This window comes from Stenotrophomonas maltophilia group sp. msm1 (assembly GCF_032025805.1).
Taxonomy (GTDB): Bacteria; Pseudomonadota; Gammaproteobacteria; order Xanthomonadales; family Xanthomonadaceae; genus Stenotrophomonas; species Stenotrophomonas hibiscicola.
This window is the reverse complement of the sequence record NZ_JAVSKH010000005.1, coordinates 132,541-147,808: the sequence shown is the minus strand read 5'-3', so window position 1 is coordinate 147,808 and position 15,268 is coordinate 132,541. Positions and strand designations below refer to the sequence as shown.

Below are 15,268 nucleotides of genomic sequence, written 5' to 3'. Positions count from 1 at the left end.
CCCTTTTTTCGCATGACTCTTGTTGATCGCTTTCTGTCTGGCCTGATCCCGCGTTTGCCTGCCGAGGATGCCCCGCAGTGGGTCCACGTGCAGGGCGCCAGCGCTGAAGACCTGCAGCGCCTGCGTGTGCAGTGGCCGCAGGTGCCGGACAGCCTGGTGGAACTCCTATCGCGCGTGGATGGCACCCACTACCGGGAGTACCCCGGCGGCAAGGTCTGCGTACTGATGCTGGGCTCGGACGTGGAGGACGGTGGCTACCCGTACTACCTGCGATCGGTCGCGCAGATCTTCGAGGACCAGCAGCGGTGGGACGACAGCATCCGTTCCATCTACGAAGAGTGGCTGGATGAGGAGCCGGAGATCCTGGGTGAAGGCATCGACGGTGATCTGCCGATGAGCCGCCGCCTGTGCTTCTCGCACTGCATGAACAACGGCGGCACCTCGATGCTGTATCTGGATTTCGATCCGGCACCGGGCGGCAGCGTCGGCCAAGTGGTGCGCTATCTGCATGACCCGGACAGCTACGTGGTCATCGCGCCGAGCTTCGATGCGTACCTGCAGCAGCTCATTGACGGCGGTTACGCGTTCATCGACGAAGACGAATGAAGGCCGCCGAGCGTGGGCTCGGCGCTATAGTAGAGCCACGCCATGCGTGGATGAATTTCCCCGCAGGTTGCCGGCCAGCGGCCGGCACTACCCGCGTTCGATCCAGTGCAACGTGCCCGGCTCGAACGCCAGCAGATCCGCTGCGGCCAGCTGGCCCCGCGGCCAGTGGCGTTCCGGCGGCTTCGGCTGCCGGGCACCGACCGAACCGTCGTAGTCGCGCGCCAGCAGTCCGACGCGCGCCGCGCTTGCGGCCAGCAGGGCATCGATGCGCTGCAGCCACTGGCCGGCGTCGCCCAGCGCTTCATCGCGACGAACCTGCTGATCCTGTTCATGCCGCGCTCGCTGCTCGGCCAGCGCGCGGGCGATCTTGGCTTCGCTCCAGCCCTTCTTCCGCCAGCGCTCGGCATCGCCCTCCCATTCCGGCTCCGCCTGCGCCGAGGCCAGCGCCGTGCCGCAATCGCAGTGCGTGGCACTCAGCCACGGCTGCCAGTGGGGTCCGACCGCCACCTGCAGGCTGGGTGAATCCTGTAAGAACAGGCGCCGGCCGCTGCGCTCCATGATTGCGGCGGCTTTCACGTGCGCAAACGAGGTGGGCAGGAACAGGGTGATGAAGGTGCACATGCAGGTATCCGGGTCCGTCCGGGGATGCGCCGATGGTAACTCGCTGGGGTCAGAGCCCTTTCCTGCGGAAAGGGATCCAACCCCTTACCCGATGCCCAGCCCCGGAATCGCGCTGATGCTGTCCGGGTCGAATCCGGCCAGTTCGGCGAAATGGCGACCACGCGCCACGTAATCGCGGTAGGCACCAAAACTGGGCGCGCCCGGCGACAGCAGCACCACCCCGCCCTGCTCGCCCAGCGCGGTACGTGCCAGCGCCATCGCCTCGGCAAGATCGCCCGCCGCGTGCAGGCCGAAGCGGCCGGCATCGGCCAGCGGCTGCAGCATGGCATGGATGCGCGGGCCGTTGCTGCCCATGGTCACGATCTCCACCGGTGGCACGTCGTGGGCCATGTGCTGCATGAAATCGGTCCAGTCCAGGCCACGGTCGTGCCCGCCCACCAGCAGCGCGATGCGCTGCCCGGCGAAGCACTCCAGCGCGGCCAGGCTGGCGTGCGGCGTGGTGCTGATCGAATCGTTGACGTAGGTCAGGCCATCGGCCACGCCGATGCGCTGCAGGCGGTTCGGCAGCGGACGGAAATCCTGCACCGCCGGTGCCAGCGCCACCGCATCCAGGCCCAGCGCTTCCAGCGCGGCCAGCACCGCGCACAGGTTGCCGCGGTTGTGACGGCCCGGCAGCGGCGTGTTACGGGTATCGAACACGGCCTGCTCACCGCGATGCACGATGTCGCCCCGCATGTGCCAGCCCTGCGGCTGGTTGAACCAGACCACCTCACTCTCGGGCAGCGACAGTGCCGCCAGGTGCGGATCTGCGGCATTGAGCACGGCGATACGCGGTGCGGCTTCAGTCACCAGCCGCAGCTTGTCCTCGATGTAACGTTGTTCGCTGCCGTGCCAGTCCAGGTGTTCGGGGAACAGGTTCAGTACCACCGCCACCTGCGGGCGGGCGCCACTGCGCGCTACTTCACCGGTCTGGTAGCTGGACAGTTCCACCGCCCAGTATTCCGGCGCGGGTTGCGGATCCAGCACTTCCAGCAGCGGCAGGCCGATGTTGCCGACCAGTCCGGTGCGATGCCCAGCGGCCCGCAGCAGGTGCGCGACCAGCGCGGTGGTGGTGCTCTTGCCCTTGGTGCCGGTCACGCACACGGTGTCGTGCACGATGCCATCGTCAGCCGCGTGCTCCGCAAACCACAGCGCGGTGCCGCCGATGAAGGTGGTGCCCTGCTCTGCCGCCGCCAGCGCGATCGGCTGGTAAGGGCTGATGCCGGGCGACTTGATCACCACATCGAACGCGGCCAGCGCTTCGGCCGAGGGTTCGCCAAGTACCTGCAGCGCGCCCTGCGTTTCCGCACGCGCGGTCTCGACTTCGGCCGCCGGGCAGAACAGGCTCAGCGGCATCGTGGGCAGGCGCTCACGCAGCACCGCAAACGCGGCGCGGCCCTCGCGGCCCCAGCCCCACAGCGCGATGCGCTTTCCTTCAAGCTTCGAAATCTTCACGCACCCGTTCCCACAGCGCAGCCGGAACGCGGTGCTCGCCCTGCAGCTGCAGCAGCGGTGCCAGTTCCAGTTCGGCGGCATCCAGCTGCGGCTGGATCTCATTGCAGAAGCGCTTCACCAACAGGTCTTCCTTCCATTCCGGGCGCTGCGCCAAGGTCGCCATCGCCGCACGCGATTCGCGGCCTTCGCCCACGCACTCGAACGGCTTATGGTCCTGGAATTCCAGCAGCGCATCGAAGCCACCGGCCTGTTCGGCATCGTCCAGCAGGTTGCGGCCAAAGATGCGCACCAGGCGCGTCTTGGGCATGAACGGGGCCAGCGCCAGGAAGACGAAATGGCACTTCGGGCAGACACCGCACCAGCGGTTCACCGGGCGCTCGCCGAGGATGTGGAAATTGCGGTTGCAGCTGGAGAAGTGCGCGTCGTAGAAATCAGTCTTGGCGAACTGGCGGGCCACCGCCAGCTCGGACATCGGGCGCAGCAGCGAGTAGTACTGCAGATCCGCCGCCACGTACTTGCGCACATGGCTGCCGAACGCCTGCTCGCAGGCCCAGCCCTTGGACCACTGGTGGTTCACTTCGCCGGTGCCCGGAATCTGGCTGCCGTAGCTGGCCGAACGCTCGTTGGAGAACACGACCTGGTCCACGCCGTGCAGCAACGCGGCCAGCACCATGATTGCCGAGTTCACCACCGTCACCGGGATATGGCCGTTCCAGGCGCCTTGGCGGTTCAACTCGAACAGTTCCGGCGCCAGCGTGCGGCCCAGGTTCAATGTCGGCAGGCCGGTGCGCTCAGCGCACGCACGGATCAGCTGCGAGCCACCGATCCAGGTCACGGTCTCGTCCACGCCGGCACCGCGCAGCGCTTCGATGCTGACCAGCGAATCCTTGCCGCCGCCGATGGCCACCAGCGCGTGCGGCCGCAGGCCCAGCGCCGGCGCCTGCACGGCCTCGCCCTGCACCGGCAACCGGAAGCGGCCGCGCAGGTTCAGGCCGTTGCGGTAGGCGAATTCGCCCAGGCCATTGAGGTAAATGGTCTCCACCAGTGCGGCGGTATCGGCATCGATGCTGTAACTGTCGATGCTGACCGTATCCGGTACGCCGGCCTTGTAGTAGCTGACGCCGGCGATCAGGTGCAGCAGCTGCAGCGCACGCTGCACGGCGGCGGCACGCGCCTCGTCCAGCACGAACGGGGCGCCCGGCACGGTGATGGTTTCCACCATCTCCGGGCCGTCATCAAAGGCATAAACCAGCTTGGCCACGCCGGTCTCTGCGGCGAACTCGCAGCGGACAAAGCGGAAGCGGGAAACCTGGTGTTTGTCGAAAGCAGTCATGGTGTATCCGGTCAGGCACGGGCCCGCGCGAGGGCGCGGGGCGTGTCGGTGGGCGGGTGCAGAGCGCTCATGGTGATCATTCGATCACGTCTTCGCGCGGCAACATCCGCTGGTTGTAGGTGTTGGCCATCACATAGCCGTAGGCACCGGCATCTGCGATCAGCATCACGTCGTCCGGCGCGGTGGACACCGGCAGCTTGCGGCGCTTGCCGAACACATCGCTGGATTCGCAGATCGGGCCGACCACATCGAACGCCGCTTCGGCATAACCGCCCTGGCGGCTGAGGTTCTCGATGTCATGCCAGGCGTCGTACAGCGCCGGGCGCATCAGTGCGTTCATGCCGGCGTCCAGGCCGACACGGCGCACGCCGTCCTTTTCCACCACCTGGGTGGCATGGGTCAGCAGCACGCCCGATTCGGCCACCAGGTAGCGGCCCGGCTCGATCGCCAGGCGGAATGCCGGGTGCAGCGCCTTGACCTCGGCCAGGCCCTCGGCCCAGGCGTCCAGGTCGAAGGGTTCGTCTTCGTCGCTGTACGGAATTGGCAGGCCGCCACCGATATCGATGGTCTGCACGCTGCCGATGCGGCGGGCGAAACCGGCCAGCTCATCGCACATCAGGCGCCAGTGCTGCGCGGTTTCCACGCCGCTGCCCAGGTGCGCATGCAGGCCCACCACGCGGCTGCCCAGTTCGGTGGCCGCGCGCACGAACTCGTCGACGCGGGCGATCGGCAGGCCGAACTTGGACTCCTTGCCACCGGTGCGGACCTTGGCGTGGTGGCCCTCGCCCCGGCCCAGATCGACGCGCAGCCACAGCTCGCGGTTGCGGAACAGGTCCGGCCAGCGCTGCAGCGCTTCCACGTTGTCGACGGTCACGGTCACGCCCAGCGCGAACGCCGCCTCGTACTCGCTGCGCGGGCAGAAGCTGGGGGTGAACAGCACGCGCCTGGGCGACAGTTCCGGCAGGTGCTGGAACACATGCTTCAGCTCGCCGTGCGACACGCACTCCAGGCCGAAGCCTTCGGCTTCCAGCAGCTGCAGGATGGCCGGGTGGCTGTTGGCCTTGATCGCGTAGTAGCGCTGGTCGATCGGCTTGATTGCGGCCAGTGCACGGGCGCGGGCGCGCACCGTCGGCAGGTGATAGACGTAGCGCGGCGTACCGGCATCGGCCAGCTGCAGCAGGTGCGCACGCTGGCCGCGCCACCACGGCGTGCCGCGCGGGCGCACGGTGCCGGCAATCTCGCGCCAGCGCGGGCCGAACACTTCGGTCTCCTCCACCGGCATCGCGCCGCTGTCGATCAGCTCTGCGTGCAGGATCGGCAGCAGGCCATCGGCATCGGCCTCGTCGATGACGAAGGTCAGGTTCAGGTCGTTGGACGACTGCGAGATCATGTGCACGCGCTCGCGGCCGAAGGTGGCCCACACGTCCGACAGCTTGTGCAGCAGCGAGCGCATGCCGCGGCCCACCAGGGTGATCGCCGCGCACGGCACGATCACCTTCACCTTGCAGATCTGCGACAGGTCGGCCGACAGCGCGGCCAGCACATCGGTGTTGACCAGGTTCTCGGACGGGTCCAGCGACACGGTGACGTTGGTCTCGGCCGAACCGATCAGGTCCACCGACAGGCCGTGCTTCTTGAACAGGTTGAACACATCGGCCAGGAAGCCGACCTGCTGCCACATGCCGATGCCTTCCATCGACACCAGCACGATGCCGTTGCGGCGGCTGATCGCCTTCACCCCCGGCACCGGTGCGGCGCTGCCATCGATGCTGGTGCCCGGCAGTTCCGGGCGCTCGGTATCGAGGATGGCCATCGGCACGCCGGCATCGCGGCACGGCTTGATCGAGCGCGGGTGCAGCACCTTGGCGCCGGTGGTGGCGATTTCCTGCGCTTCGTAATAGTCCAGGCGGGTCAGCAGGCGCGCGTCCGGCACGTCCTTGGGATTGGCGCTGAACATGCCCGGCACATCGGTCCAGATCTCCACCCGGCTGGCGCCGAGCAGCGCACCGAAGTACGCCGCCGAGGTATCCGAGCCACCACGGCCGAGGATGGCGGTACCGCCATCGGCATGCCGCGAAATGAAGCCCTGGGTGATCAGCAGGCGGGTCGGCTGCGCGCGGAAGCGCTGCACCCACTCCGCGTCTGCGCGCCACTGGCAGTTCACCGACAGCCGCTGCGACCAGTCGCTCTGGTTCGGCTGCGGCGGCATCGCGTCCAGCCACTGGCGGGCATCCATCCAGCCCATGTCCAGGCCCGAGGCGCGCAGGTAGGCCGCGCCCAGGGTGGAGGACAGCAGCTCGCCCTGGCCCAGCACTTCGGCCTGCCAGTCGAGCGGACGGGTGGCTGCACGCGCATCGTCGAGCAGGCCCTGCAGCGCGGCCAGCCGTTCGGCCAGCACCTCGCGACCCAGGCCGAGTTCGGCCAGGAAGCCTTCATGGCGTTCGACCAGCGCTGCCACGCGGTCCCGGCTATCGGGCGCGCCGTCGGCAATCGCGGTCAGTTCGTTGGTGACCCCGGACAGCGCCGATACCACCACCAGCACGCGCGAGCCGGTCTCTTCCGCGCGTTTTTTCGCCAGCTTCCCGATCGTGTCCCAGCGGTGACGACGCGACACCGAAGTGCCGCCGAACTTCAGTACGATCCAACGATCGACAAGGGGGGAAGCTGACATGGATTGGCTATGTAGAATGTGGGGAAGCCGCCCTCGGGGGCGGAACCTTTGATTCTAAGCGCAATATCCCCGTAGATGGCCGTCCTCCGTTACCTGCAGCTCGATGTCTTCGCCGCCCGCCCCGGCACCGGCAACCCGCTGGGCGCCATCTTGGACGCCGACGGGCTCTCCAGCAGCCAGATGCAGGCCCTGGCTACCTGGCTGAACCTCTCCGAGACGGTGTTCTTCCTGCGCCCCACCGCGCCCGGCGCCGATTACCACATCCGCATCTTCACCCCAACCCGCGAGCTGGCGTTTGCCGGCCACCCCAGCGTCGGCGCCGCCTGGGCGGCGGTGACCTGCGGCCTGGCCCAGCCTCGCGCCGGCGCCCTGCTGCAGCAGTGCGCGGCAGGGTTGCTGCCGGTATGGGTGAGCGGCCCGGCCGAGGCACTGGAGATCCAGCTGGCCAGCCCGCCGGCACGGCAACTGGACACGGAGGCAGGCGGAGCGCCCGCCGCGCTGTTGGCGCTCGCTGCCGACGGGCAGGTGCCCGAACTCTGGGACAACGGCGCACGCTGGTGGCTGCTGCCACTGCGCGATGCCGACGCCGTGCGCAGCCTGCTGCCGGACATGGCCGCGCTGGCCGACTGGAGCCTCGCCACCGACGCTACAGGCCTGGCCGTCTTCGCCGATGAAGCCGGCACCGGCCACACCCGCGTGGTGCGTGCCTTCTGCCCCGCTGATGCGCCCGCCGTGCCCGAGGATCCCGTGACCGGCAGTGCAAATGCACTGATCGGCGCCTGGCTGCGGCAGCGCAATGCCCTCCCCGGCCGCGAGGGCCGCTACGTGGCCAGCCAGGGCCGCGAAGTCGGTCGCGATGGTCGCGTGCAGGTACAGGTCGATGCGCAAGGCACGGTGTGGATCGGCGGCCAGGTGCAGCCGGTCATCGACGGCCAGATCCGTTGGCTGTAGAGCCGAGCCCACGCTCGGCTGCTTCTTCTCACACCCCGACACAGCCGAGCATGGGCTCGGCTCTACAACCGCGCGTTAAGCTGCGCGCCAACCGATCCTGGAGTTTCGCCCCGATGACCACCCGCCGTTTCCTGCAGCTGGATGTGTTCTCCCCGCGCGCCGGCGCTGGCAACCCGCTGGCCGTGGTACTCGATGCCGACGGCCTGGACGACGCCAGCATGCAGGCGATCGCGCGCTGGACGCGTCTGCCCGAGACCACCTTCGTGTTCCCGCCCCAGGCAGCCGGTGCCAGCTACCGGCTGCGCATCTTCAGCCCGCAGAAGGAAGTGCCGTTCGCCGGCCACCCCAGCGTCGGCACCGCGCATGCGGTGCTGCAGGTGGGCCTGGCCGGAGCGGTTGACGGTGTGCTGGTGCAGGACGGCATTGCCGGCGCCCTGCCGCTGCGCGTCAGCGGTGAGGGTACGCAACAGCGCATCGCCATCCGCACCCCGCGCGCGCAGCTGGCCGAAACTGCCGAGGCCTGCGATCCACGCCTGCAGGCTGCACTGAGGGGCTGGCCGCTGGGTTCGTTGCCGCCGGCGCGCATGCAGGGCGGGCGCAGCTGGTGGGTGGTGCAGGTGGCCGATGAAGCCGCGTTGCGCGCCCTGCAACCCGACTGGGATGCGGTGGCCGCACTGGCCGAGTCCACCGACAGCATGGGCGTGTTCGCCTATGCCTTCAGCGATGGCGGTGAGGGATTCGATCTGGCCGTGCGTGCCTTCGTCGGCAACGGTCGCCGCTTCGAGGACGCCGCCTCGGGTGCGGCCAATGCGGTGCTTGCCGCATGGCTGGACCTGCGCGACGCGCTGCCGCGTGGGCGGACGCCGTTCGAAGTCAGCCAGGGCCGCGAAGTCGGCCATGACGCGCGCCTGACCCTGCTGGTCGATGAGGATGGCGAGGTATGGTCAGGCGGCCAGGTGCAGACCGTCATCACCGGCACCATCGATTGGTAAAGGGACACTGTAGAGCCGAGCCCGCGCTCGGCTGCTCTCCGGCCAGATCACGGGAGCTGCAGAAGCCGAGCATGGGCTCGGCTCTACAGATGCGTCGGCTCAGGCCAGTTCGGCTTCCAGGCTGATCGGCACCGCACTGAGCGCCTTGGACACCGGGCAGTTCTGCTTGGCGTCATCGGCAATGGCGCGGAACTGCGTCGCGTCGATGCCAGGCACCACCGCCTTTACCTTCAGCCGGATCTGCGACAGCTGCGGGCCGCCTTCCATCGACAGGTCGACCTTGGCTTCGGTGTCCAGCGAGGTCGGGGTAAAGCCAGCCTCGCCGAGCTTGGCCGACAGCGCCATGGTGAAACAGCCGGCATGTGCGGCGGCAATCAGCTCTTCTGGATTGGTGCCCTTTTCGTCGCCGAAGCGGCTGTTGAAGCCGTAGCGGGTCTTGTCCAGCAGTCCACTCTGCGGCGTGCTCAGCTGCCCCTTGCCCGACTTCAGATCGCCTTCCCAGTGCGCGGTGGCGTGTCGCGAGATTCCCATTGTGCTGCTCCTGCGTGGCGGTGATGAACGGCCACCCTCGCATGCCACGCGTTAGCCCTGCGTCGCTCCGCCGCACGCCCCACGTCGCCCCCGACCCCGGAAGATGGACACTTCCTCGCCAGCGCGCAACGCATTTTCCTCTTGTTTTCAGTGGTTTCGCGCAGTGCACCAATGGGCAGGCGGCGGGCTTCGAGCACGCTGACACGCCCCCAGCCCCCACCGCCGGCCATGTACTGAATCGGCCTGGATATGAAAAAACATGCACTTTCCGCGCTTCGGGCTATTGGCGGCGCCCAAGAGTTGCCCTACATTGCGCTTGCCGACGGGGTTCGGCGCCGACCAAACAACCAACCGTTCACGGAACAGGAAACCATGGCAAAGACCGCTAAGAAGGCTGCCCCGAAGAAGGCAGTGAAGAAAGTCGCGACGAAGGCAGCCGCCAAGCCGGCCGCTCCGAAGCCGATCAAGGAAGTGCTGACCAAGTCCGGCCTGGTTGCACACATCGCTGAAGCCTCCGGCGTCGTCGCCAAGGACGTCCGCGCTGTGCTGGCCTCGCTGGAAAGCGCCGTCGCCTCCTCGGTGCACAAGAAGGGCGCTGGCTCGTTCACCCTGCCGGGCCTGCTGAAGATCACCACCGTCAATGTGCCGGCCAAGCCGAAGCGCAAGGGCATCAACCCGTTCACCAAGGAAGAGCAGTGGTTCGCTGCCAAGCCGGCCACCACCAAGCTGAAGGTGCGTCCGCTGAAGAAGCTGAAGGACGCCGCGCTGTAAGCGCGCGCCCCAACGCGGATTGCAACGGGACGGCTCTGGCCGTCCCGTTTTTTTTGCGCGCTTCCCGCGCCATGCGTGGATGCGCCGCCCCGGGGCCATCCGCAACACAGCGTTGCCGCATATCGGGAAACGACCGCTCAGGCCCGCCGTCACTGGCAGGGCGCGCCCTGTGCAGGCCCCGGAACGTACCGGGTGGAACACTGCGTGCGGCGCCAGCCGTCGCAGCCGGCCGTGGCCTTGCCTATGGTGAGCACATCCTCCACAGCTACGGCGAGCACCCCCATGGCCAGCCCCTCCACCCGCTACCGGATCTCGGTGACCCCCATCGAAAAGGACGGGTTGCAGTGCACCGGGCGCTGCACCATCGAACTGGAACATCGCGCCAGCCGAGACCTCATGCGCCTGCTGGAAGCGGCGCCGCGCACCGCTGGCGTCAGCGGCGACGAGCGCGCGACCCTGGTGATCGCCACCCAGCTGCTGCGCGACATCGTGCAGCGCCACGCCGAAACAGAAGGCCATGCCCTGGCCGCCATCGCCGCGCAGGTGCTGCCGGCGCTGGATGCACTGGAACAGCTGCCCTCCTCCCGCTGATCGCCGCACAGCCGATACACTGCCTCCTTCCGTTCGCCTCGGGGAGGAGGCTGGCATGCGCAGGTTCCTGATACTGATCGCACCACTGGTGCTGCTGGCCTGCTCCAGGCCGCCATCGCAATCCGACGCAGCGGATGCCGCACCGCCGGTAGCGGCCAGCACGACTGCCAGCACGAAGCCGCAGACCGCCGCAGCAAGCGATGCAGCGGCTGCGCGGGCCATCGATGTCGATCCCCTGTTTGCTGCCGTCGCGGCCGACGCCGAGCTGCCCGCGGCCATGCTCAACGCGTATGTCATGGCCCTGCTCAATCGCGATCGCAAGGCCGCCGACGCCGCGTGGACTTTCCCGCCCAGCGATGCCCGGCGCGCTGACGATGCCGCATTGCGCCAGCTGACGGACGTACGCAGCCTGCGCCTGACCAGCGAGCTGCCGATCGCGCGCGACGGCCACCAGCCGCCGCAGCTGCTGGAGGTTCCGGTGCGGATCCGCGCGGTGACTCCTGAGGGCACCTTCCGCTTCGGCGGCTGGTACCGGGTGCAACCCAGCGCCGACGGCAGCGCCTGGCAGATCCAGTCGGCACAACTGCGGCCATCGCTGGACTGAACCGTTGCGGCGGCATGCACGCGCGATTCAGCCGGCAAGGCTACTCTTTGAACCATCCATTCCGCATCCATCGGTCTCTGCCATGCGCCTGCGTTCCCTGATGACCCGCCTCGCGGCCTCCACCGTGCTGATCGCCGCTGCAATCGGCGCCCAGGCTGCGCCTTCCATTTCCGGCCGGGAACTGTCGGTCGGTGCCAGCGACGTACAGCAGTACCTTGATGGCAGCTTCCCGCGCACGCAGGACGCGCTCGGCGGCCTGATCGCCCTGACGATGAGCCACCCGCAGCTGAGCCTTCCGGCCGGCGAGCGCTTGAACCTTGGCATGGACGTGGCACTGGCCACTGCCGGTGGTAGCCCGGCCAAACTGGGTACGGTGAAGCTGAGCAGCGGCCTGCGCTACGACGCGCAGACCCAGGGGTTCCACCTGCAGCAGCCGAGCGTGGATGACTTCACCCCGGCCAACCAGGGCGGTCGTCTCGACTCCCGTACCCGCGGCCTGCTCAACGCCTGGCTGAGCGACTACGCCCAGCGGGAGCCGATCTACAAGCTGGACCCGGCCGTGGCCGGCATGCTCGGCGCCCTGCAGGTGCAGTCGGCACAGGTGAAGAACGGCAAGCTGGTGGTCACCTTCAACCAGAACCTGGGCAACCTGGTGCCAGCGGGCCTGCTGGGCAAATAAGGTAGTGCCGGCCAGGGGCCGGCACTACCGGCAAGGCATCACGCGGCAAGTGCTTTTACCACCGCCTCGCTGAAGGCCGGAATGTCATCCGGCTTGCGGCTGGTGATCACGTTACCGTCGACCACCACCTCGGCATCGCGCCAGTTCGCCCCCGCATTGGTCAGATCCTGCTGCAGGGACGGCCAGGACGTCAGCTCGCGGCCATCGGCGAGGCCACTGTTGATCAGCAGCCACGGGCCATGGCAGATCGCCGCCACAGGCTTGCCTGCTTCGTCTACTGCGCGGACAAAGCCGAGTACAGCCTCGTCGGTACGCAGCGTGTCCGGATTGATGACCCCTCCCGGCAGCACCAGGGCATCGAAGCTGGCCGGATCGGCCTCATCCAGCGGAATATCCACTGCAACGGCGTCGCCCCAGTTCTTCTCTTTCCAGCCCTTGATCGTCGCCTCCTTTGCAGGCGACACGACGCTGACGCGCGCGCCTTCGGCTTCCAGCAGCCGCTTGGGTTCGGTCAGTTCGGACTGTTCAAAGCCGTGGGTGGCAAGGATGGCAATCTGCTTGCCCTTCAATCGTTCTGCCATGGGTGCACTCCGGTTGGGGGTGCCGACAGAATGGAAGAACGGCCCTTGCAGGGCAGTGACCCTGCCGTGCACGGCAGGTGGAGAGCTCCAGGTGGTGCCGGCCGCTGGCCGGCACCTGCATCGCGCCATGCCGGCCAGCGGCCGGCCCTACCCGGTACCGGTCAGCGCTTGGGCTGCAGCATGGTGCCGGTGCACTTGGGCGAGCCGCAGCGGCACTCCCAGATCTTCTTCAGCTTGGCAGTGTGACGCTCGGCCAGGGTGATGCCGTAGTTGTAGGTCAGTTCCTCGCCGGGCGTGATGTCACGCAGCGCCTCGATGAACACCTTGTCACCGCGGCTGTCGCCGTCCTCGTCTTCCTCGATCACGGCCTCGCAATTCGGCTCGCAGCTGTGGTTGATCCAGCGCGCGTCATTGCCTTTGTAGTTGGCATCGATCACCCAGTCGTCGTTGAGGGTGAACAGGAAGGTGTGGCCGCTTTCGACGTCGCCGCTGTCATCGGCATCAACATCGCCGTGGCTGCGCAGCAGGCCCTTGTACTGGATCACGCGCTCGCCCTGCTTGATCGGGGCCACGGCGAACACGCCGTTGCCATGGATGGCGGACTTGCGGGCTTGGATCTTCTTCGGCATCGGCACGGGCTGTTTGCAGCGGATGGAACCTGGATTCTCGCCCATTCCGGGTGATTGCGAAAATCACCCCGGTAGCGCAGCATGGCGCCCCGGCAACGGCCCGGCGCGTCCTCCCGCCCGGCCCAGCGCCGGCTGAATGCCCGGGTTGGACGGCGGCGAATAAAAGCGTACAATTTCAGTCCGCTTTAAGAACCACTCGCATCCCCATGTTGCGTGTCACCAAGCTCACCGATTACGCCACCGTGGTACTGACCGTGCTTGCCGCCCGTCCGGGCGAGGTGCTCAGTGCCACCGAGCTGGCCGAATTCACCGGCCTGGAGCCGCCCACCGTCAGCAAGGTGCTCAAGCCACTGGCCCAGGCCGGCCTGGTCGAAGGCCTGCGCGGTGTCCGTGGCGGCTACCGCCTGACCCGCCCGGCCATCGAGATCTCGCTGTTCGAAGTGGTCGAAGCGATGGAAGGGCCGCTGGCCCTGACCGAATGCAGCCACGACCACCACCAGTGCGGCATGGCGCCCAAGTGCGGCGCGCGCAGCAGCTGGCGGCTGATCAACGACGTGGTCTCCGAGGCCCTGCGCGATGTCACCCTCGCCCAGATCCTGCCCCCTCTTCCCCTTGCCGATGACGAACAGCGCCGCACCATCGCTGTCGACGTCGTCTCCTGATCCACAGGCAGCCCCCCCATGGCCACCGAAACCATCGAAAACGTCGCCCACGACGACACCCCCAACCGCGAGATCCACGAGCAGCTCGGCCGCAAGTATTCGGCCGGCTTCATCACCGAGATCGAATCGGACTCCCTGCCGCCGGGCCTGGACGAGGACACCATCCGTGCCCTGTCGGCCAAGAAGGACGAGCCGGAGTGGATGACGCAGTGGCGCCTGGACGCCTACCGCCACTTCCTGACCCTGCCGATGCCGGACTGGGCCAAGCTGGAGATCGCCCCGATCGACCTGCAGGCGCTCAGCTACTACTCCGCGCCCAAGGGCCCGAAGTACGCCTCGCTGGATGACGTGCCAAAGGAACTGCTCGACACCTACGACAAGCTGGGCGTGCCGCTGCACGAGCGTGCCAAGCTGGCAGGCGTGGCGGTGGACGCGGTGTTCGACTCGGTGTCCGTCGGTACCACGTTCCGCAAGGAACTGGCCGAGAAGGGCATCATCTTCTGCTCGATGTCCGAGGCCATCAAGGAACATCCGGAACTGGTCCGCCAGTACCTGGGCACCGTGGTGCCGGTGGGCGACAACTACTTCGCCGCGCTCAATTCGGCGGTGTTTTCCGATGGCAGCTTCGTGTTCATTCCCAAGGGCGTGCGCTGCCCGATGGAGCTGAGCACCTACTTCCGCATCAATGCCGGCCACACCGGCCAGTTCGAGCGCACCCTGATCGTGTGTGAGGACAAGGCCTACGTGTCCTACCTGGAAGGCTGCACCGCGCCGATGCGCGACGAGAACCAGCTGCACGCCGCAGTGGTCGAGCTGGTCGCGCTGGAAGACGCGGAGATCAAATACTCCACCGTGCAGAACTGGTACCCGGGCGACGAGAACGGCGTTGGCGGCATCTACAACTTCGTCACCAAGCGTGCCGAGTGCCGCGGCGCGCGCAGCAAGGTCACCTGGACCCAGGTCGAGACCGGCTCGGCGATCACCTGGAAGTACCCGTCCTGCGTGCTGCTGGGCGACGACTCGGTGGGTGAGTTCCACTCCGTGGCGCTGACCCATCACCGCCAGCAGGCCGACACCGGCACCAAGATGATCCACGTCGGCAAGCGCACCAAGAGCAAGATCGTCAGCAAGGGCATCAGCGCCGGCCGCGGCCAGAACACCTACCGCGGCCTGGTGCGTGTGGACCGCAATGCCGATGGCGCGCGCAACTACACCCAGTGCGATTCGCTGCTGATCGGCAAGCAGTGCGGCGCGCACACCTTCCCCTACATCGAGGTGAAGAACCCGGGCGCCACCGTCGAGCACGAGGCCACCACCTCCAAGATCTCCGACGACCAGCTGTTCTACTGCCGCGCCCGTGGCATCAGCCAGGAAGACGCGGTGTCGATGATCGTCGACGGCTTCTGCAAGCAGGTGTTCCGCGAACTGCCGATGGAGTTCGCGGTGGAAGCCAAGAAGCTGCTGGAAGTCTCGCTGGAAGGTTCGGTGGGCTGACCGCCCGCCCCTACCCCTCGCAAACGCATTCTCTTTACCGGCGGGCCGCGGCCCGCCC

At 67.5% G+C, this 15,268-nt stretch carries 16 protein-coding genes; 9 read left to right on the top strand and 7 right to left on the bottom strand.

All coding sequences use genetic code 11. The features are described from left to right. Positions 1-12 precede the first annotated feature (12 nt). The gene (locus ROV95_RS19700) at positions 13-606 is read left to right on the top strand and encodes an SMI1/KNR4 family protein (RefSeq protein WP_312545981.1); all 594 of its coding nucleotides are present in this window, start codon (positions 13-15) and stop codon (positions 604-606) included. Positions 607-693: 87 nt separating this feature from the next. On the opposite strand, the gene ROV95_RS19695 is transcribed toward ROV95_RS19700, so the two are convergent. The 4 genes from ROV95_RS19695 to ROV95_RS19680 form a co-directional block, all read right to left on the bottom strand. Continuing rightward, on the bottom strand, positions 694-1,227 hold the full coding sequence (locus tag ROV95_RS19695; protein ID WP_312545979.1) for a hypothetical protein: 534 nt from the start codon (positions 1,225-1,227) through the stop codon (positions 694-696). A gap of 84 nt (positions 1,228-1,311) precedes the next feature. Further along, positions 1,312-2,721, bottom strand: a complete 1,410-nt coding sequence (murD, locus tag ROV95_RS19690; protein WP_312545977.1) for a UDP-N-acetylmuramoyl-L-alanine--D-glutamate ligase — start codon at positions 2,719-2,721, stop codon at positions 1,312-1,314. Then, positions 2,702-4,054, bottom strand: a complete 1,353-nt coding sequence (murL, locus tag ROV95_RS19685) for a UDP-N-acetyl-alpha-D-muramoyl-L-alanyl-L-glutamate epimerase (RefSeq protein ID WP_312545975.1) — start codon at positions 4,052-4,054, stop codon at positions 2,702-2,704. Before murL ends, murD begins: the two co-directional genes overlap by 20 nt. Positions 4,055-4,130: 76 nt before the next feature. Beyond that, positions 4,131-6,725: a bifunctional aspartate kinase/diaminopimelate decarboxylase gene (locus tag ROV95_RS19680; RefSeq protein ID WP_021203041.1), complete on the bottom strand. Its 2,595-nt coding sequence runs from the start codon at positions 6,723-6,725 to the stop codon at positions 4,131-4,133. A 75-nt stretch (positions 6,726-6,800) separates the two neighbouring features. Between ROV95_RS19680 and ROV95_RS19675 the strand changes: the two genes are divergently transcribed. Both ROV95_RS19675 and ROV95_RS19670 read left to right on the top strand, forming a co-directional pair. Then, positions 6,801-7,676 carry a PhzF family phenazine biosynthesis protein gene (locus ROV95_RS19675; protein WP_312545973.1) on the top strand — a complete coding sequence of 292 codons (876 nt, stop codon included), beginning with the start codon at positions 6,801-6,803 and terminating at the stop codon, positions 7,674-7,676. Positions 7,677-7,789: 113 nt separating this feature from the next. Continuing rightward, a complete protein-coding gene (locus tag ROV95_RS19670) occupies positions 7,790-8,668 on the top strand; it encodes a PhzF family phenazine biosynthesis protein (protein ID WP_312545971.1) in 879 nt (292 codons plus the stop codon). Between the two features lie 99 nt (positions 8,669-8,767). Here ROV95_RS19670 and ROV95_RS19665 read toward each other — a convergent pair whose 3' ends face one another. After that, positions 8,768-9,199 (bottom strand): OsmC family protein, encoded by a 432-nt coding sequence (locus ROV95_RS19665; RefSeq protein ID WP_251102627.1) that lies wholly within the window; start codon positions 9,197-9,199, stop codon positions 8,768-8,770. A 372-nt stretch (positions 9,200-9,571) separates the two neighbouring features. Between ROV95_RS19665 and ROV95_RS19660 the strand changes: the two genes are divergently transcribed. From ROV95_RS19660 to ROV95_RS19645, 4 genes are all read left to right on the top strand, one after another. Further along, the gene (locus ROV95_RS19660) at positions 9,572-9,970 is read left to right on the top strand and encodes an HU family DNA-binding protein (protein ID WP_005408442.1); all 399 of its coding nucleotides are present in this window, start codon (positions 9,572-9,574) and stop codon (positions 9,968-9,970) included. 282 nt (positions 9,971-10,252) lie between these two features. Next, positions 10,253-10,561 carry a DUF3861 family protein gene (locus ROV95_RS19655; protein WP_019659397.1) on the top strand — a complete coding sequence of 103 codons (309 nt, stop codon included), beginning with the start codon at positions 10,253-10,255 and terminating at the stop codon, positions 10,559-10,561. A gap of 55 nt (positions 10,562-10,616) precedes the next feature. Continuing rightward, positions 10,617-11,165, top strand: a complete 549-nt coding sequence (locus ROV95_RS19650; RefSeq protein ID WP_021203134.1) for a hypothetical protein — start codon at positions 10,617-10,619, stop codon at positions 11,163-11,165. Between the two features lie 82 nt (positions 11,166-11,247). After that, the gene (locus tag ROV95_RS19645) at positions 11,248-11,844 is read left to right on the top strand and encodes a DUF1439 domain-containing protein (RefSeq protein WP_019659399.1); all 597 of its coding nucleotides are present in this window, start codon (positions 11,248-11,250) and stop codon (positions 11,842-11,844) included. A 38-nt stretch (positions 11,845-11,882) separates the two neighbouring features. Here the strand turns inward: ROV95_RS19645 and ROV95_RS19640 are convergent, their stop codons facing one another. Next, the gene (locus ROV95_RS19640) at positions 11,883-12,425 is read right to left on the bottom strand and encodes a type 1 glutamine amidotransferase domain-containing protein (protein WP_024956948.1); all 543 of its coding nucleotides are present in this window, start codon (positions 12,423-12,425) and stop codon (positions 11,883-11,885) included. 161 nt (positions 12,426-12,586) lie between these two features. Next, positions 12,587-13,054 carry an SET domain-containing protein-lysine N-methyltransferase gene (locus ROV95_RS19635; protein WP_026346957.1) on the bottom strand — a complete coding sequence of 156 codons (468 nt, stop codon included), beginning with the start codon at positions 13,052-13,054 and terminating at the stop codon, positions 12,587-12,589. Positions 13,055-13,260: 206 nt separating this feature from the next. Between ROV95_RS19635 and ROV95_RS19630 the strand changes: the two genes are divergently transcribed. Together ROV95_RS19630 and sufB are read left to right on the top strand one after the other, a co-directional pair. Continuing rightward, positions 13,261-13,716 (top strand): SUF system Fe-S cluster assembly regulator, encoded by a 456-nt coding sequence (locus ROV95_RS19630; RefSeq protein ID WP_005408436.1) that lies wholly within the window; start codon positions 13,261-13,263, stop codon positions 13,714-13,716. Positions 13,717-13,734: 18 nt separating this feature from the next. After that, positions 13,735-15,210, top strand: a complete 1,476-nt coding sequence (gene sufB, locus ROV95_RS19625; protein WP_019659402.1) for a Fe-S cluster assembly protein SufB — start codon at positions 13,735-13,737, stop codon at positions 15,208-15,210. The last annotated feature ends 58 nt before the right edge of the window (positions 15,211-15,268 follow it).